This window comes from Corynebacterium fournieri, from assembly GCF_030408775.1.
Taxonomy (GTDB): Bacteria; Actinomycetota; Actinomycetes; order Mycobacteriales; family Mycobacteriaceae; genus Corynebacterium; species Corynebacterium fournieri.
This window is the reverse complement of the sequence record NZ_CP047210.1, coordinates 813207-828611: the sequence shown is the minus strand read 5'-3', so window position 1 is coordinate 828611 and position 15405 is coordinate 813207. Positions and strand designations below refer to the sequence as shown.

General features: G+C 65.8%; 15 protein-coding genes. 8 read left to right on the top strand and 7 right to left on the bottom strand.

Annotated features, from left to right (window positions below):
- Positions 1 to 190 precede the first annotated feature (190 nt).
- Positions 191 to 2191, top strand: coding sequence for a bifunctional metallophosphatase/5'-nucleotidase (locus CFOUR_RS04100; protein ID WP_290180046.1), 2001 nt, complete (start codon positions 191 to 193; stop codon positions 2189 to 2191).
- Here CFOUR_RS04100 and CFOUR_RS04095 read toward each other — a convergent pair.
- On the bottom strand, positions 2181 to 3050 hold the full coding sequence (locus CFOUR_RS04095; protein ID WP_085957506.1) for a trypsin-like serine protease: 870 nt from the start codon (positions 3048 to 3050) through the stop codon (positions 2181 to 2183). The two genes, CFOUR_RS04100 and CFOUR_RS04095, sit on opposite strands and share 11 nt — an antisense overlap.
- Positions 3031 to 3870 carry a DUF418 domain-containing protein gene (locus tag CFOUR_RS04090; protein ID WP_085957503.1) on the bottom strand — a complete coding sequence of 280 codons (840 nt, stop codon included), beginning with the start codon at positions 3868 to 3870 and terminating at the stop codon, positions 3031 to 3033. The genes CFOUR_RS04095 and CFOUR_RS04090 overlap by 20 nt, the downstream gene beginning before the upstream one ends.
- 89 nt (positions 3871 to 3959) lie before the next feature.
- Between CFOUR_RS04090 and CFOUR_RS04085 the strand changes: the two genes are divergently transcribed.
- Complete coding sequence (locus CFOUR_RS04085; RefSeq protein ID WP_085957505.1) at positions 3960 to 4634, top strand: response regulator transcription factor; 675 nt, start codon at positions 3960 to 3962, stop codon at positions 4632 to 4634.
- Positions 4634 to 5692: a sensor histidine kinase gene (locus CFOUR_RS04080; protein ID WP_290180043.1), complete on the top strand. Its 1059-nt coding sequence runs from the start codon at positions 4634 to 4636 to the stop codon at positions 5690 to 5692. Before CFOUR_RS04085 ends, CFOUR_RS04080 begins: the two co-directional genes overlap by 1 nt.
- Here CFOUR_RS04080 and CFOUR_RS04075 read toward each other — a convergent pair.
- The 3 genes from CFOUR_RS04075 to CFOUR_RS04065 all read right to left on the bottom strand — a co-directional run bounded on the left by CFOUR_RS04075 (position 5675) and on the right by CFOUR_RS04065 (position 8162).
- Positions 5675 to 6775, bottom strand: coding sequence for a Dyp-type peroxidase (locus tag CFOUR_RS04075; RefSeq protein WP_290180041.1), 1101 nt, complete (start codon positions 6773 to 6775; stop codon positions 5675 to 5677). The two genes, CFOUR_RS04080 and CFOUR_RS04075, sit on opposite strands and share 18 nt — an antisense overlap.
- 19 nt (positions 6776 to 6794) lie before the next feature.
- Complete coding sequence (locus CFOUR_RS04070) at positions 6795 to 7232, bottom strand: GNAT family N-acetyltransferase (RefSeq protein ID WP_085957501.1); 438 nt, start codon at positions 7230 to 7232, stop codon at positions 6795 to 6797.
- A gap of 102 nt (positions 7233 to 7334) precedes the next feature.
- Positions 7335 to 8162: a CPBP family intramembrane glutamic endopeptidase gene (locus CFOUR_RS04065; RefSeq protein WP_179154814.1), complete on the bottom strand. Its 828-nt coding sequence runs from the start codon at positions 8160 to 8162 to the stop codon at positions 7335 to 7337.
- A 154-nt stretch (positions 8163 to 8316) separates the two neighbouring features.
- On the opposite strand from CFOUR_RS04065, the gene CFOUR_RS04060 reads away from it, so the two are divergent.
- From CFOUR_RS04060 to CFOUR_RS04050, 3 genes are all read left to right on the top strand, one after another.
- On the top strand, positions 8317 to 9375 hold the full coding sequence (locus CFOUR_RS04060) for an FUSC family protein (protein ID WP_085957499.1): 1059 nt from the start codon (positions 8317 to 8319) through the stop codon (positions 9373 to 9375).
- Between the two features lie 81 nt (positions 9376 to 9456).
- Positions 9457 to 9900, top strand: a complete 444-nt coding sequence (gene arfB / locus CFOUR_RS04055; RefSeq protein WP_290180038.1) for an alternative ribosome rescue aminoacyl-tRNA hydrolase ArfB — start codon at positions 9457 to 9459, stop codon at positions 9898 to 9900.
- Between the two features lie 88 nt (positions 9901 to 9988).
- On the top strand, positions 9989 to 10339 hold the full coding sequence (locus CFOUR_RS04050; RefSeq protein WP_085957497.1) for a VOC family protein: 351 nt from the start codon (positions 9989 to 9991) through the stop codon (positions 10337 to 10339).
- Positions 10340 to 10604: 265 nt separating this feature from the next.
- On the opposite strand, the gene CFOUR_RS04045 is transcribed toward CFOUR_RS04050, so the two are convergent.
- Complete coding sequence (locus CFOUR_RS04045; RefSeq protein ID WP_085957496.1) at positions 10605 to 11579, bottom strand: NAD-dependent epimerase/dehydratase family protein; 975 nt, start codon at positions 11577 to 11579, stop codon at positions 10605 to 10607.
- A gap of 123 nt (positions 11580 to 11702) precedes the next feature.
- The gene (ychF, locus tag CFOUR_RS04040) at positions 11703 to 12788 is read right to left on the bottom strand and encodes a redox-regulated ATPase YchF (RefSeq protein WP_085957495.1); all 1086 of its coding nucleotides are present in this window, start codon (positions 12786 to 12788) and stop codon (positions 11703 to 11705) included.
- Between the two features lie 93 nt (positions 12789 to 12881).
- Between ychF and CFOUR_RS04035 the strand changes: the two genes are divergently transcribed.
- Both CFOUR_RS04035 and CFOUR_RS04030 read left to right on the top strand, forming a co-directional pair.
- Entirely contained in the window at positions 12882 to 14279 is a 1398-nt protein-coding gene (locus tag CFOUR_RS04035; RefSeq protein WP_413540778.1) for an AI-2E family transporter, read from the top strand.
- Between the two features lie 31 nt (positions 14280 to 14310).
- Positions 14311 to 15354: a DNA recombination protein RmuC gene (locus CFOUR_RS04030; protein ID WP_085957493.1), complete on the top strand. Its 1044-nt coding sequence runs from the start codon at positions 14311 to 14313 to the stop codon at positions 15352 to 15354.
- Positions 15355 to 15405: the final 51 nt, after the last annotated feature.

The window sequence follows — 15405 nt, the reverse complement described above, 5'->3', positions numbered from 1 at the left end:
CTGCCTCGAGTTCGAATAGTTTGTGGCACTAGTCAACGCTGCCTGGGCGCCCTCCTGCTCGCACCCGGCGGCGACCTCCTCGTGCGCTGCCCCGCGACGTAAAACACCAAAAATTCACCTGCGCGAAACCTCACCGCAAAACGGCCTTTCTAAGGTTGCTCTCACATACCCCACAACAGAAAGGCCCGCCGTGTCCGCCCGCATCCGCCTGATCTCCGCCACCACCACCGCCGCGCTGGCGGCCGTCCTCGCCCCCGCGTCGATGGCGGCGGAGACCTCCGAGTTCACCATCTCCAACATCACCGACTTCCACGGCTACTGGGAGGAAACGAAGCGCGTCCCGGGCGCGGCCCACCTCAAGTGCGCCGTGGACGAAGCCGCCGCGGGCAAGACCCACATCTTCACCTCCGCCGGCGACAACATCGGCGCCTCCCCCTTCGCCTCCAAGCTGCTCAACGACGCACCCACCCTAGAAATCCTAAACCTGATGAACCTGCAGGTCTCCGCGCTGGGCAACCACGAACTGGATGAAGGCGCCGAGGAGTTTTCCACCAACGTGACCAAGGCAGCGAATTTCGACTACCTCGCCGCCAACGCCGAGACCGTCAAAAACACGAAGGACTACGTGGTCAAGGACTTGGACGGCGCGAAGGTCGCCTTCGTCGGCACCGTCACCGACGACATGCCGAACCTGGTCAACCCGAAGTCCATCGAAGGCATCACCTGGAACAACCCGGTAGAAACCACGAACACGCTCGCGGAGAAGCTGAAAAAGGACGGCGAGGCGGACGTGGTGGTTGCCCTCGTACACGAAGGCGGCATCAAGGCCAACGAGTTCTCCGACGCGGTCGACGTGGCATTTCTGGGCCACTCCCACCAGGTCATCGCCCCCGCCGGCGAAAAGCCGCTGCTCATCCAGGCCGGTTTCTACGGCAACAACCTGGCCAACGTGGACTTCAGCTTCGACCGCACCTCCAAAAAGCTGACGGTGAAAAACGCCGAGTTCTTAGACGCCGACGCCATCCGCGCCTGCGACACCCCGCAGCCGGAGATCGACGCGGTGGTCAAGGACGCGTTGGAGAAGGCTGGCGCCGAGGGCAAGAAGGTCATCGGCCGCGCGGACGCGGACATGTACAAGGCCGGCGACAAGGAGTCCCAGCTGAACAACTACATCGCCGAAGCCACCCGCCAGGGCGTGTCCAAAAACTCGTCGGTCACCGCAGACATCGGTGTGATGAACGCCGGTGGTGTGCGCGCCGAGATCGAAGCCGGCGACGTCACCTACGAACAGGCCTTTTCCGTGCAGCCCTTCGGCGGCGAAAACACCTACGTGGAGCTGAAGGGCTCCGACGTCGTGGCCGCGTTGGAAGAGCAGTGGCGCGACGACCCCGAGCGCCCCATGTTCCCCCTGGGCATCTCCGATAACGTCTCCTACACCTACGATCCGGAGGCGCCGGTCGGCTCGAAGATCACGTCAGTGACCGTCGACGGCGCCCCGATCGACCCGGAGAGGACCTACGTGGTGGCCGGCTCCACGTTCCTTTTGGGCGGCGGCGACAACTTCAAGGCCTTCACCCGCGGCACCGCCCCGGCGAACCTGGGGTACGTGGACCTCAACGCGTTCGTGGAGGCGCTCGGCGGCGGCCAGGCGCAGCGCCGTAGCCAGTCCAACGTCGGCGTCCACCTGCCCGCCCCGCTCAAGGCCGGCGAGGAGGCGACCATCGAGCTGAGCTCGCTGCTGTTCGACCAGGGCGAGACCGCCACCACCGCCACCGCGATGCTTGGCGACGCTAAAGCCAGCGCCCCCATCTCCCCCGACAACGAGGGCCTGACGGCCAACGAGTACGGCACCGCCACCGTGAAGCTGACCGTCCCCGCAGGCCTGTCGGGCGCCCAGGAGCTGCGCATCACCACCGACGCCGGCACCGAGGTGGCCGTGCCCGTCGAGGTCGCGCCCGCTACGGATCAGGCTCAGCCGGACAAACGCGAACCGAGCAAGCCGGAACCGAACAAACCGGAACCGAACAAGCCCGCCCCGGCTGCACCCGCTGCCGAAAACGGCTCGAGCTCGCAGGACCTCGGCTGGATCATCCCGGTTGCCATCGCGGGCGCCTTCGGGCTCGCGAACCTGGTGGCCCTGCTGTTCCCGTTTGCGGTGGACAGGGTGCTTGGGCCGATCGCTAAGCGCTAGCCCCCTTGCGGCGGGTGGCCATGAACAGGCCGGCCGCCACCAGCGCCAGCGCGCCGAGGCCGAGGACCACGTAGCGCAGGGAGGCGGAGGGCTGCGCAGATTCGCTCGACGCCGAATCCGAAGCAGCACCAGCACCAGCAGTACCAGCTTCACCAGCGACCACGCCGCGGATCCACTCGGCCTGCTCCGCCACCGGCGCCACCGCCACCGCGGCGTTGGAGGTCATCTCCTCCTCGGTGGGGTTGTTGGGGTCCTCGAACAGTCCGGCCGACATGACACCTGCGACCTTGCCGTCGGCGAAGATGGCGCCGCCGGAGTCGCCCGGCTGGATGCGCGCGCCGTGGTTCAGGGCGACGTCGAGGGCGGTGGGGGCGTCGAAAAGCGCCATCGGCGATTCCCCGCGCACCGTGGCCTCGGCGGAAGGCAGGCGGGTGGAGCCGCCGGAGCCGTCGGAGGACCAGCCGTAGATGTTCACGTCCCCGTCCGGCACCGAATCCGCCACCGAAGCGTACTTGTTCAGGCCCATGTCTTCTTCGGTGTGCAGCAGCGCGATGTCGCCGCGCGGAGCCACCTCGTGGCGGTCTACTTTGTACACCTTCTGGTTGTCGCCTTGCCCGGTGCGCACCGAGCCGCCCGCCTTGGCTGCCGCCTCCACGCAGTGGCGCGCGGTGATCACCCAGTGCGGGTCGATAGCGGTGCCGGTGCACACGCCGTCGTCGGGGTCGGAGTCGTCCACGCGCACCGAGACCACCGGTTCCGCTTCCGCGACATCTCCGGCGAACTGCTCGGATTCCATCGCCCACGCGGGCTGCGCCGCCAAAGTGAGACCAACTGCAACGCTAAACGCCAACTTTTTCATTTTTCACCTTTCCAACCACCGCCACCAGGCGGCGAACAATACTTTCCAAAGGACCGCGCTCGAACACCGCCAGCCAGCCGTACGCGAGCAGCGCGGCACCCAGCAGACTCGGCCACACCCCCACCCACTGCGCGCTCAGCACGTGCAGGCAGTACAGCGTCAGCGTCATCCGCCCCAGCGGCGCGAGCCACCCCAGCCAGCGCCCGGCTAAACAGCACAGGGAGCAGATGCTTAGCGACGCCCCAACGGTGCCCACCACATCGGCAAGCCCGCCGGTGTGACCGGAGGCGTCGAGAAGCGGGGGCAGCGCCACCCACCACCGCAACGCCACATCGGCCGCGAACAGCACCCCGCCGACCACAAGCCCCGGCACGCACGGCATGTGCCGGGCAAACAGCATCCCGGAGACCATGAGCGCCGCCCACATCAGCGGCGGGTACGGGGAAGCGGACGGGGCAAGCGCCGCCGAACCGAGCGTGAGCGCCGCGGCGAGCCAGGCCAGCCAGGCCGAATCCAGCCGGGGCGCCCAGGCGAGCGCGATCATGCAGACCCCGATCGTGCCCAGCACCACCTCAATGGTGCCGGCGAACGGCACGAGCGCGACGTGCAGCGCGATCAGGCACGCACCCCGCACAGCGAACTGCACCGGGCGGGCGCGCATGAGCTCCATGGACACCCCGGCCAGCAACGCGAACAGTCCCGCCGGGAAGCCGAAAAGCAGCTGCGCCGCGACCCCTGTGGGCGCGGTGAGGTGGGCGACGATCATGGCGGCCAGCGCCACGGCTCGCGCCGCGTCAATGCCTACGATTCTGGTCTGCATGTCAGCTCAAGCTAGAAACCCCGGTGTTGCACCAGCATTAACGCGCGTGTTTATGCCGCCGCAACATCGCGGCGTTTACCATCTCCACCATGACAATCAGGGTGTTGATCGTGGACGACGAGGCCTTTTTAGCCGACGCCATCGCCACCGGGCTGGCACGCGCCGGCATGCAAACTCGCGTCGCCTACGACGGCTTCGAGGCGCTCGAGCTTATCGACGCGCTCCCGCCCGACGTCGTCGTCCTAGACCGCGACCTGCCCGGGGTGCACGGCGACGCGGTGTGCCGCCGGATCGTGGACACGCAGCCGATGACGCGCGTGATCATGCTGACCGCCTCCGGCACGCTGGACGACAGGTTGGAGGGCTTCGACCTCGGCGCCGACGACTACCTGGCCAAACCCTTCGAACTGCCGGAACTGGTGGCGCGCGTTCGGGCCCTGACCAAGCGCAACGCCCCGGCGCGCGGCGAGGTGTACCGCTGCGGGGACGTGCGCCTGGACACCTTCCGGCGCGAGGTCACCCGCGGCGACGAACCGGTAAGCCTCAGCCCGAAGGAGTTCGCGGTGCTGCAAGTGCTCATGGAGGCCGACGGCGGGGTGATCTCCGCCGAGGACCTGCTGGCCGAGGCGTGGGACGAAAACGCCGACCCCTTCACTAACTCCCCGCGCGTGACGGTGTCTCACCTGCGCAAAAAGCTCGGCGAGCCGCGCATCGTGCACACCGTCACCGGCGCTGGCTACTACGTCGCCGAAAAGGAGCGCTGATGCGCAAACTCAGCCTGCGCGCCCGCATCACCGTGATGTTCGTGGCCACCGTGCTCGGCGTCGGCTGCGCGCTGATCGGGCTGGTGTACGCGTATTTGAAGCTCACCCCTGTGCCGGTGATGGCGGAGTTTCCGGCCGGGCCGGACGGGGTGGTCATCGACGGCGCGGTGCCCGTGACCGACGAGATCTTGCACAGGATCCTCACCGCCTCCCTGGGCGCGTTGGCGCTGCTGACCGCGCTCGCCGGGGTGGTGGGCTGGTTCGTGGCCGGGCTGGTGATCACCCCGCTGCGCGCCATCGCCGACGACGCCCGCGAGGTCACCCGCGGCAACCTCGCCGCCCGCATCGATTACGACGGGCCCCGCGACGAGGTCGGCGAGCTTTCGGAGGCGCTCAACGCCATGCTCGACGAGCTCGCGGACGCGGTGGAGCGCCAGCGCCGTTTCGCCGCCAACGCCTCCCACGAGCTCAAGACCCCGATCGCGACCATCCAGACCGTCGCCGACGTGGCCCTCAGCGGCGAGGATGCCGACCTGCGCCCCGCCCTGTCACGCATCCGGGAGGTCAACGCCAGAAGCGCCACGACCGTCTCGTCGCTGTTGCAGCTGGCCAACGTGCAGGTTCGCGACCGCACCACCGTCGACCTCGCCGCCGTGTGCCGCGAGGTCGGCGCCGAGCGCGGCGTGCTGGTGGACGCCGCGGAGGTTTCGGTTCAGGCCTCCCCCGCCCTGGTGCGCCAGGCGGTGGACAACCTCGTGCGCAACGCCGTCGTCCACGGCGCGCCCGGCACCGCCAGGCTCTCGTTGCGGCGCATCCCCGGCGACCCCGGCACCCCTGGCGCCGCCGAAATCACCGTCGTCTCCGGCGGCGATGTGCTCGCCCCAGAAGAGGTGGCCACCTGGACCGAGCCGTTTGCCCGCGCGCGGCGCACCTCCGGCGAAGGCCACGGGCTGGGCCTGGCCCTGGTCAAGGCAATAGCAAAGGCCCACGGCGGTTCCGTGGAACTCTCGCCGCGGGCCGAAGGCGGGCTTGTGGTCAGGCTACTGCTGCCCGCGTAGCGCCTCGTCGTAGCGGGCCTTCGCCGCGGCGACGTCCTCGGCGTTGTGGGAGGTGGGCACATCGGCGCGGTCCGGGAAGACGGCCTTGCCCTGCGGCAAGTTGATCGCCGGTTGGTTCGGCTCCTCGCCTGCCTCGGGGCGCAGGTGCTCGTGGGCGTAGTCGGCGCAGTGATCCAAGAACACCCGCGGCGGAGCGAAGAAGTTGCAGCCGGTCAGCGCCTCGGAGAAGTCCAGGATGCGGTCGTAGTTGCCCTCCGGCTCGCCGATGAACATCCGTCGCAGCATCACCTCGGTCACGCGCGGGTCGCGGGCGTAGCTCATGAAGAAGGTGCCCTGCTTGCCCAGCGCGTCGCCGAAGGAGAGGTTGTTGCGCACGATCTCTAGGCCGTTGCCGTCCTCGTCTTCTACCTGGTTGACGGCGACGTGGCTGTTGGCAGCCTTGTTGTCCAGCTCCTCGTCGGTGTGCTTGGTGCGGCCGATGACCTCCTGCTGTTCCTCCACGGTCATCTCGTTCCAGGACTTGAGGTTGTGCACGTACTTCTGCTCGACGATGTAGCTGCCGCCCTTCCAGATGCCGTCGCGGATGATCGCCACCTCGACGCCCTCCTGGCCGCGCGGGCTTTCCGTGCCGTCGACGAAGCCGAGCGGGTCACGGAAGTCCTGGTACTGGAAGGCGTGGACCTCGTCGTAGTAGTCGATGTCGTCCTCCACGATCGCGTTGATGCGCCGCGCCAGCTCGAAGGCCACGTCGTACTCGTCGGCGCGGATGTGGAAGAACAGGTCGCCCGAGGTGGACGGCGCGTGGTGCTTTGCGCCCTGCAGCTCCACGAACTCGTGCAGGTGCTCCGGCTTGTCCAGCGCGAAGAGGCGGTCCCACATCTTCGCGCCGACGCCGGCCACCGCGGTCAGGTGCGCCTCCGGGTAGCGGAAGCCCACGCCGCCGGTCAGGCTGGACAGGCTGGAGAGCACCTCCAGCGCCGCCTGCTCCCCGCCTTCTTTGAAGCCGAGGGTGATAAACAGCGCGTCCTTCGACTGCGGGAGGATCACGGTTTGCGTCACTTCTGCCTGGTTTCTACTCGTCATAGGGCAATAGTATTCCCTGTCACTCAAGCTGCTGCAGTTCGCGGATGTAGAGCAGCATGCGCGAGCCCTGTTCGATGTTGGTGAACCCGTGGCGTTCGTAGAACCGCCGGGCATCGGCGTCGACCTCGTCGACGTTGATCTGCATCTCCCCGGCGCCTGCGATTTCCTCCAGCACGCGGCGCATGAGGGCGGTGCCAATCCCCTGATTGCGCTGCGCGGGTGCGACGTAAAGCTCTTCCAGCATGGCCACCGGGCCGTCGTAGTACGGGCTCGGCCGCAGCGTCAGGTACGCGAACCCAACCTTGCCCGCCAGCACGACCACCACGTCTTCGCGCGCGAGCAGCGAGGAAAATCTGCGCTCCAGGTTGTCGGGGACCGGGGTGTCGAATTCGGTGTTGAAGTCGTGCAATAGCTTTGCGACGAGCTCCGCGTCTCCCACCGTTGCCTTCCGAATCACAGGACCGCCCCATTCAGCCCCGCCGCGCCGGGCGCCCTCGGCGGTGCGGAATTGTTTCGGGTGTGGGCCGAAGGGGCGTCGCAAAGCAACAGTACAACGAGGTCAGGCCGAGGCTGGCGAGGGCGACTGCGGCGTAGCCACGCGGCGCAACACCGCGATGACCACTGCCGTGGCCAGCGCCGACGCCGCAAATGTCGCCACCAGGACTGCGGCCGAGTTAGGCATCCCGAGCGCCTCGATCGAACCAAAGGTGTTCCACGCCGCGTGCACCGCCACCGCGACCCAAATGCTGTTAAACGCCCACACCAGCAGCGCGTACAACAACGCGTCGAGGAAGTAGTGCGCGAATGCGACCGGGGAGTTGTACGCCTGCGGGTGCATCGCAACGAACGGCAGCGCCGCGAGCAGCGCACCGGCAACCGGGTGCTTTGTCCACGCCGTGAACGCCTGAAGAAAGAGGCCGCGAAACGCCATCTCTTCTGCGAGCGCGGCCAGCACAATCGCAACCAGCTCCACCGGGAAATCACTGCCGATCCCGCCGAAGACCTGGCCCCATGACGCGCCGTAGCCGAACACGCCGACCACACTTAAGACTGCCGCGATGACCACGAACGCCAGCGCGTAGGCGGCAAATGGCACCCATGCTTTGGTGCCCGGGCGACCCGCGCACACCGACGCCACCGGCCTGCGTCCGACGAACCGCACCGCAAGGATCACCGCCAGAATCTCCACCACGACGGACCCGTAGCCGAAGTACTTATCGGCGGCGCCGCCGGTGGGATCCACCCCCGCCGCCTGCAGCGACAAGCCGATGACCGCTACGAACGCGACGGTGAGCACGGCGGCGACGACGATTTCCGCAAGCGGCCTCCACCACGCGTAGTTGGGCTGGTTCCTGGACGCGAAAAAATACTGTCCTGGGTGAGACACTGCGACGAAAACTCCTTCTTCTAACTGCGATGACCGCGCCATCATAGAGCCAAAGCTCGAGTGCCGCTTCCCCCGCCTCGCCTCCGCCGCCCCCGCGATAGACTTGCACGGCCCAGCAGCGCCGAGCGAACAGAGCGAACAAAGGAGGACTAGGTTGCACCACTTCAGCCCGCTGTTTCAGATGGGTCCTGCCCGGCGCGACCACATCCCCGCCTTCCGCACCGCGCTCGGCGTGGCCCTCCCCATGTTCGCTCTCCTTGCGATCGGGCGGCTCGATTTGGCCATCTACGCTAACTTCGGCGCGTTCACCGGCGTCTATGGCAGGCACACCACGCGCGTGACCCGCCTGAAGCACCAGATCCTGGCGGGTATCGCGCTCACATTGTCGGTGACGTTGGGCGCGACCATGGCGTGGCTGGATGTCAGCCCGTGGGTGCTCATTGTGGTGACCTCCCTAGTTTCTTCCACATGGGCCACCACCGCGTTGGCCGCTGACATGAAGCCGACAGGGTCGGTTTTCGTCATCTTTTCGGTGGCGGCGGTCGGTTCGCTGAATAATCCGGTCCATCCGCTGCTCGCCTTCGCCATCGCCGGCAGCGCGGCGTTGCTCTGCCTGGGGCTGGGCCAGCTTTCGCACCCCATCGGCGAAGGTCCCGGCGGCGACGCGAAGGACACCGAGCACCCCACGCGCGACCCGGGTGCGGGGCGTGTGCCGTGGCGGCGCCTGCGGGTGGAGGCCCGCCGGTTCTTCTTCGCCCCGCTGCTCGCCGGTGTTTTAGGGCTGATTTCTGTGACGGTGTTCGACCCGTTGTCGCATTCCTATTGGGCAATGGTCGCCTCCGTCGCCCCGCTGGTGAACTCGCGGTTTAAGGTGCAGTACTACCGGGCGATCGAGCGCGTACTCGGCACCCTCACCGGCATCGCAGTGGCCGGCTTCCTGCTGTCCCACCCGATGCAGGGCTGGCAGATCGTCGTCTGGATTGTCATCTTGCAGTACCTCACCGAGATGTACGTGACACGCAACTACACCATCGCCGCCAGCTTCATCACACCCACGGCCCTGTTGATGATCCAGGTAGTCGACACCGCCCCCGTCTGGCCGATGCTGCTCGCCCGCACCGCGGAGACCGTCATCGGCGCCGCGGCGGCGCTCGTGATCATCGCGGTGGGATACGTGCGCAAGTATCCGGAGGTTGTGCTGCCGCAGCGCTAGAGCGGTTTGCTTGACGACGAGCTCCGTTTCCTCGCCCCCGCAGGTTCAGCGCCCACCACCTGCAAACGTAAGGTGGGCGGCATGCACGACTTAACCATTGCGCCCGGACCGGGGATCCCCGACGGCGTTGTCGTCGCCGCTGGGGATCTTACCGAGCGTTTCGCAAAGTCTTCGGGCCCAGGCGGCCAGGGCGTCAACACGACGGACAGCAAGGTCCAGCTCTCCATCGACATCGCGGCGTGCGCATCACTTTCCGACGCCCAACGCCGCCGCGCCCTGCGCAACCTCGAGCACCGCCTGGACGGCACGGTGCTCACCGTCAGCGCGTCGACGCAGCGCTCACAGGTCCGCAACCGCGCCGAGGCCCGGGAACGCATAGCCGCCCTGTTGCGCGAGGCACTCGCCCCGCCACCTCCCCCGCGGCGCACGACGAAACCGACTCGCGGCTCGGTGCGGCGCCGGCTCGAGGCAAAGAAGCGACGCTCGGAGCTGAAGTCGACGAGGCGCCGGCCCCGGCTGCCGTAAAACCGCTTCGGCGACTCGGGGCGTCCTGCGAATCCTTGAAGAAGGCGAAGCGAGACGTGGAGTGCGAAGCACGGGTACGGTGCGGACTATGCGTGACTCAACTTTCGCTATCCGCCAGATAACCCTCGACTGCAACGATCCCTCTCGGCTCGCCGAATTCTGGTCCTCCGCGACAGGATGCGAGATCGTCGCCGACTACGGAGACTTTGTCATGGTCGGTTCCACCCCGGCACTAGGTTTTCAGCGTGTCGCCGACCCCACCCCCGGCAAGAACCGCGTTCATATCGACGGCGTCGGCACTGAACGCGAACCCCTAGTAGAGCGCCTCAAGACGTTGGGCGCCACTGAACTCGGCAGCCATGAGGCTCCGGGACTCGTTTGGACCGTTATGCAAGATCCGGAAGGCAACGAGTTTTGCGTGGGCAGCCCCGAAGCGTAACTACACGTTGAACTTGAACTCGACGGAGTGGCGAAAGAAGGCTACCTCACTCAGTTGCAAGCGATTCGAGAAGCTGAAAAGTGTGCCGCAAGGCGTTTCCTGCTCGGAAAGGCAACCTCCGCAGGCTAGATCGTTCCACGTCATGAAGAGCTAGCACCGCCGAAGTTCCCCTCAAGTCAGATTCGGACTCATTCTCACAGTCAGTCGCGGAACGAAAACCAACTTAGTACGGTCCCGACTGCAACTAAAACTGTTCCTGCCGAAACTAAATACCATCTTCTAACCGCTGGCGAAACACGACTTCCTCCTCATCGCTGAGCCCAGCGAGTCTTTCCCCCTGCTGTTCTTCTTCGAATCGCAGCGCATCCGCCAATGTTTCTTTCAACGGGCGAATCTGCAGGCCAGCTTCGTAGGCTGTGGCGCAATCGAGTAGCGCGATGTTGCGAAACTGTTCACCTGGCACCCACAACGGCAACGATTTTGGGCCCATCCACGGGGTTACATCATTAGCGAGAAGCAGTTCATCAGAGCAAGGTCGCTCCGTAGCCTCCGATGCGGTTAACTCACGCGAAATCTTGAACACATCGGACAAGGAAGTAGCAAACCCCGTGGCGTTAAAGGTTCCGAAAGTTCCAACTTCTGCAGACTCAACTATCCAGTCTGCAAGGTCTTTCACATCAATCATAGCGACGGGAAACGCCGGGTCTGGGACGATCACGTTCTCACCCGTGGGATGCGCGAAGCGCCACGGATAGTAACCACTGCGCCCTGTTTCGTCGCCGTAGCCGGCGATCAGACCGGGTCGAACTACCATTACCGACCTATTTATGTTGCGATAAATCGTTTCGCAAGCAGACTTTGCAGCTGGGTACTGCCCCATGTTCTCCATGTAGTCAATTTCAAGCGGAGTGACTATGGAATCAGACTCGGAAGAAATACTTCCTTGGTCCTCATATACGCTGCTCGAAGACACAAATATACGATGCTTGGCCTGGAGTTTCGCCGCCGCATCCCGCGCATGCTTCGGCTGACTCGTCAGATCCACAATGGTGTCCCAAGTTTTCCCCGCAACCTCATCGTACGCACCGTCACGGTCACGGTCTGAACTCACAAATTCGGCTCCGTTGGGAACCTTCCCGTTACCCCGCGCGAGGCAGGTAACTTGATGTCCTCGGTCGATTGCTGCAGCCGCAATGTGTCCTCCAAGGAAACCGGTACCACCGAGCAATAAAAAGTTCATGTCACTAGTTGTACACGAAACTTTCTCACACGTGACCAGTCCTAATCCCAGCGCATCCAAGCTGGAATAAGATGTCAGAGCAGGATTACCCCACCATCTGCCAGAGCTTCTTATTCGGCTAACCTACACATTGAACTTAAATTCAACGACGTCGCCGTCGGCCATGACGTAGTCCTTGCCCTCCTGGCGCACCTTGCCGTTGGCGCGGGCCTCGGCCATGGAGCCGGCCTCGTTCAAGTCGTCGAAGCCGACGATCTCGGCCTTAATAAAGCCCTTCTCAAAGTCGGAGTGGATCACGCCGGCGGCCTTCGGGGCGGTGTCGCCCTTGCGGATCGTCCAGGCGCGCGCCTCCTTCGGGCCCGCGGTGAGGTAAGTCTGCAGGCCGAGGGTGTCGAAGCCGGCCTTGGCCAGGGTCTGCAGCCCCGGCTCATCCTGTCCGACGGCGGCGAGCAGTTCGGCGGCGTCTTCGTCGTCAAGCTCGAGCAGCTCGGTTTCGGTCTGCGCGTCCAGGAACACAGCCCCGGCGGGCGCGACCAGCTCGCGCAGCTCCTGCTTTCTCGCGTCGTCGGTGAGCACGTCCTCGTCTGAGTTGAACACGTAGAGGAACGGCTTCGCGGTCATCAGGTGCAGGTGGTGCAGCAGCGCCAGGTCCACCTCCCCGCTCTTCGAGGCGGCAAACAGGGTGCGGCCGTCTTCGAGGACCGCCTGGGCCTTCTTCGCCTCCTCCGCCTGCGCTGCGACGTCTTTGTCCTTGCGGCCGTCCTTTTCCAGGCGCGGCAGGGCCTTCTCAATGGTCTGCAGGTCGGCGAGGATCAGCTCGGTGTTGATGACCTCGATGTCCGCAGACGGGTCGACCTTGCCGTCGACGTGGATGACGTTGTCGTCGCTGAATGCGCGCACGACCTGGCAGATCGCGTCCGCTTCGCGGATGTTGGCCAAAAAGGCGTTGCCCATGCCTTCACCCTCGGAGGCGCCCTTGACAATGCCGGCGATGTCCACGAAGGACACGGTCGCGGGCAGCACGCGCTCGGAGTCGAAGATTTCCGCCAGGCGGTACAGGCGCGGATCCGGCAGCTCCACCAGGCCCACGTTGGGCTCGATGGTGGCGAACGGGTAGTTCGCGGCAAGCACCTCGTTGCGCGTCAGCGCGTTGAACAGGGTGGACTTGCCTACGTTGGGCAGACCGACAATTCCAAGTGTAAGGCTCACGGCGACATATCCTAGCGGACGCTTTACCTGTGCCCGGCGGGGGCCGTCAGGTGGCCGTCGCAAGGCAATGTGCGATGGTGCACAATGGTGCGCGTGAGCAAACCGATCCAGTTACCCCAGCAGCGCGAAGACCGCGTCGACCGCAACGTCGTGTTCAACCACTGGATCTCCTCCGGCGCGAAGTTCACGCTGCGCATCCTCGTCATCGCGGTGTTTTTGTACGCGGTCGGCGAGCTCATCGGCGCTTTTTGGGCCGGCATTTTGCCCGTCGTGCTCGCCCTGATCGTGTGCACTGTGCTCGCGCCTGTGGCAGCTGCTTTACGACGCCAAAGGGTCCCCGCCGGCCTGGCCGCCCTGCTGACCATGCTGCTGTTCTTCGGGGTACTGGCGGCGCTGGGCATGATCATCGCCCCGGACCTTGTGGGCCAATCCCGCCTGCTGTACATCCAGGCGTTCGAGGGCGTGCAGCGCCTGCAGCTGTGGGCGCAGGGCCCGCCGCTGAACATGGACCCGGAAAACCTCAACGAGGGCGTCGACGAGATCCAGCAGTGGGTGCAAAACCAGGCGGGCGCGATCGCCGGCGGCGTGTTCTCCGGCATCAACACCGCAGCCGGGCTGTCGGTGACCCTGATGGTGCTGTTCGTGCTCACCTTCTTCTTCCTCAAGGACGGCCACCGCTTCCTGCCGTGGCTGCGCGGCGCGACCGGGGGCCGCACCGGCCTTTACCTCACCGAGCTGCTCACCCGCGCCTGGAACACCCTGTCCGGTTTCATCCGGGCGCAGGCGGTGTGCTCGCTGGTGGACGCGATCGTGATCGGCACCGGCATCGCCATTGTGGGCGTGCCCATGGCGTTCACCCTGGCGCTGATCACGTTCGTCGCCGGTTTCATCCCCATCGTCGGCGCGGTTGCTGCAGGCGCTTTTGCCGTGCTCATCGCGCTGGTGACCCTCGGGTTCACCAAGGCCCTGATCGTGCTGGGCATCGTGCTGGCCACCCAGCAGCTCGAGGGCAACATCTTGTCGCCCATGCTGCAGTCGCGCGCGATGGATCTGCACCCGGTGATTGTGCTGGTCTCCGTGACCGTCGGCGGCGCCCTGTTCGGGCTCATGGGCGGCTTCCTCGCGGTGCCGGCGGCGGCCATGATCGCGGTGGTGTACCGCTACGCCCTGGAGGTGCTGCGCATCAACGCCGGCGAGATCGGCGCGGCCGAGATCGATTTCGCCACCGACGAAGGCCGCGTTATCGCGGAGATCGTGGAGGAAGAGTCGGTGCACAAGCGCCAGGAGTGGCGCGGCGAGCGCGAGTGGGTCAACGCCCCTGTCGCCGAGGACACCCCGGAGCAGGATCCCCGTGAGCGCTTCGGCACCACCAGCCTGAAAAAGCTGCGGGTCAGCGGCCTCAACCGTTTGCGCGGCCGGCGTTCCGACGACGGCTCAGACAATGGGCCCGCCGGGACCCCAGGCGAACACACGAGCGAACCCGAGCGGTAGCGTGTCGCGGCGGTGTGGTTTACTGCCAGGCATGTCCACCGCCACCGTGCTTTTAATTCTCGCCACCGGCGTGCTCGCCGGGTTCGTCGTCGGCATCTTCGTCGGCGCCGCGTGGATGCGCCGCGCCACCCCGCAACCGGCGCAGGACCTGCGTCCCGTCGCCCGGGCGTTGAAGGACATGCGCGACCAGCTCGACGCTATGGACAAGCAGCAGGCTGTCTCCGCGTCCTCGCTCGCGGGCCAGGTGCAGGCGATCGGGCGCACCTCGGCGCGCCTGGGCGACCGCACCGACCAACTCATCACCGCGCTGCGCTCCCCGCAGACCCGCGGCCGCTGGGGCGAAATGCAGCTCGAGCGTGTGGTGGAACTCGGCGGCATGCTCGAACACGTCGACTTCGACACCCAAGAACACATGCTTATCGACGGCTCACGCGTGCGCCCCGACATGATCGTCCGCCTCACCCAGGGCCGCAACATTGTCGTGGACGCGAAGGTTCCCTTCCAGGCGTACTTGGACGCGCTGGGCACCGAAGACCCGGAAGAGCGACAGGCGTTCATGCGACGCCACGCGCACCTGGTGCGCGCGCACGTGGACACGCTGTCCGCGAAGGCCTACATCGACGCATTCCAACCCACCCCGGAGTTTGTAGTCCTGTTCGTCCCGGCGGACCCATTCTTGGATGCGGCGCTGACCATCGACCCTGAGCTGTTGGATTACGCGTTCGCCCGCGATGTTGTCATCGCCACCCCCACCACCTTGTTCGCGCTGTTGCGCACCGTGGCCTTGGGGTGGCGCCAGGAGTCGCTCAACGACGCCGCGAAGGAGATCCAGCGCCTCGGCGCGCAGCTGCACCAGCGTCTGTCCACCATGGCGGAGCACTACAACCGCGTCGGTGCTTCCCTGGACAAGGCGGTGGAGGCCTACAACGCCACGTTGGCGTCCATGGACTCGCGCGTGATGGTCACAGCCCGCAAGCTGGAAGAGGTGAAAGTGCCGTCGCGGCGCGGGGCGGCTCCGGCACTCAAGCCGGTGTCCTCGCGAGCCCGCCACGCTGCAGAAGATTCCACCGAGTAAGCTAGCTTCCCGTGTCGCATGTCTCGAGCCGGAAATCCGCGTCCCCGTCCG

Bases quoted from the DNA above. Each gene is read 5' to 3' on its own strand.
- CFOUR_RS04030 (WP_085957493.1), top strand. From the start codon at position 14,311: ATGTCCACCGCCACCGTGCTTTTAATTCTCGCCACCGGCGTGCTCGCC.
- CFOUR_RS04045 (WP_085957496.1), bottom strand. From the start codon at position 11,579: ATGAACTTTTTATTGCTCGGTGGTACCGGTTTCCTTGGAGGACACATT.
- arfB (WP_290180038.1), top strand. From the start codon at position 9,457: ATGCACGACTTAACCATTGCGCCCGGACCGGGGATCCCCGACGGCGTT.
- CFOUR_RS04085 (WP_085957505.1), top strand. From the start codon at position 3,960: ATGACAATCAGGGTGTTGATCGTGGACGACGAGGCCTTTTTAGCCGAC.
- CFOUR_RS04095 (WP_085957506.1), bottom strand. From the start codon at position 3,050: ATGAAAAAGTTGGCGTTTAGCGTTGCAGTTGGTCTCACTTTGGCGGCG.
- CFOUR_RS04075 (WP_290180041.1), bottom strand. From the start codon at position 6,775: ATGACGAGTAGAAACCAGGCAGAAGTGACGCAAACCGTGATCCTCCCG.
- CFOUR_RS04080 (WP_290180043.1), top strand. From the start codon at position 4,634: ATGCGCAAACTCAGCCTGCGCGCCCGCATCACCGTGATGTTCGTGGCC.
- CFOUR_RS04050 (WP_085957497.1), top strand. From the start codon at position 9,989: ATGCGTGACTCAACTTTCGCTATCCGCCAGATAACCCTCGACTGCAAC.
- CFOUR_RS04090 (WP_085957503.1), bottom strand. From the start codon at position 3,870: ATGCAGACCAGAATCGTAGGCATTGACGCGGCGCGAGCCGTGGCGCTG.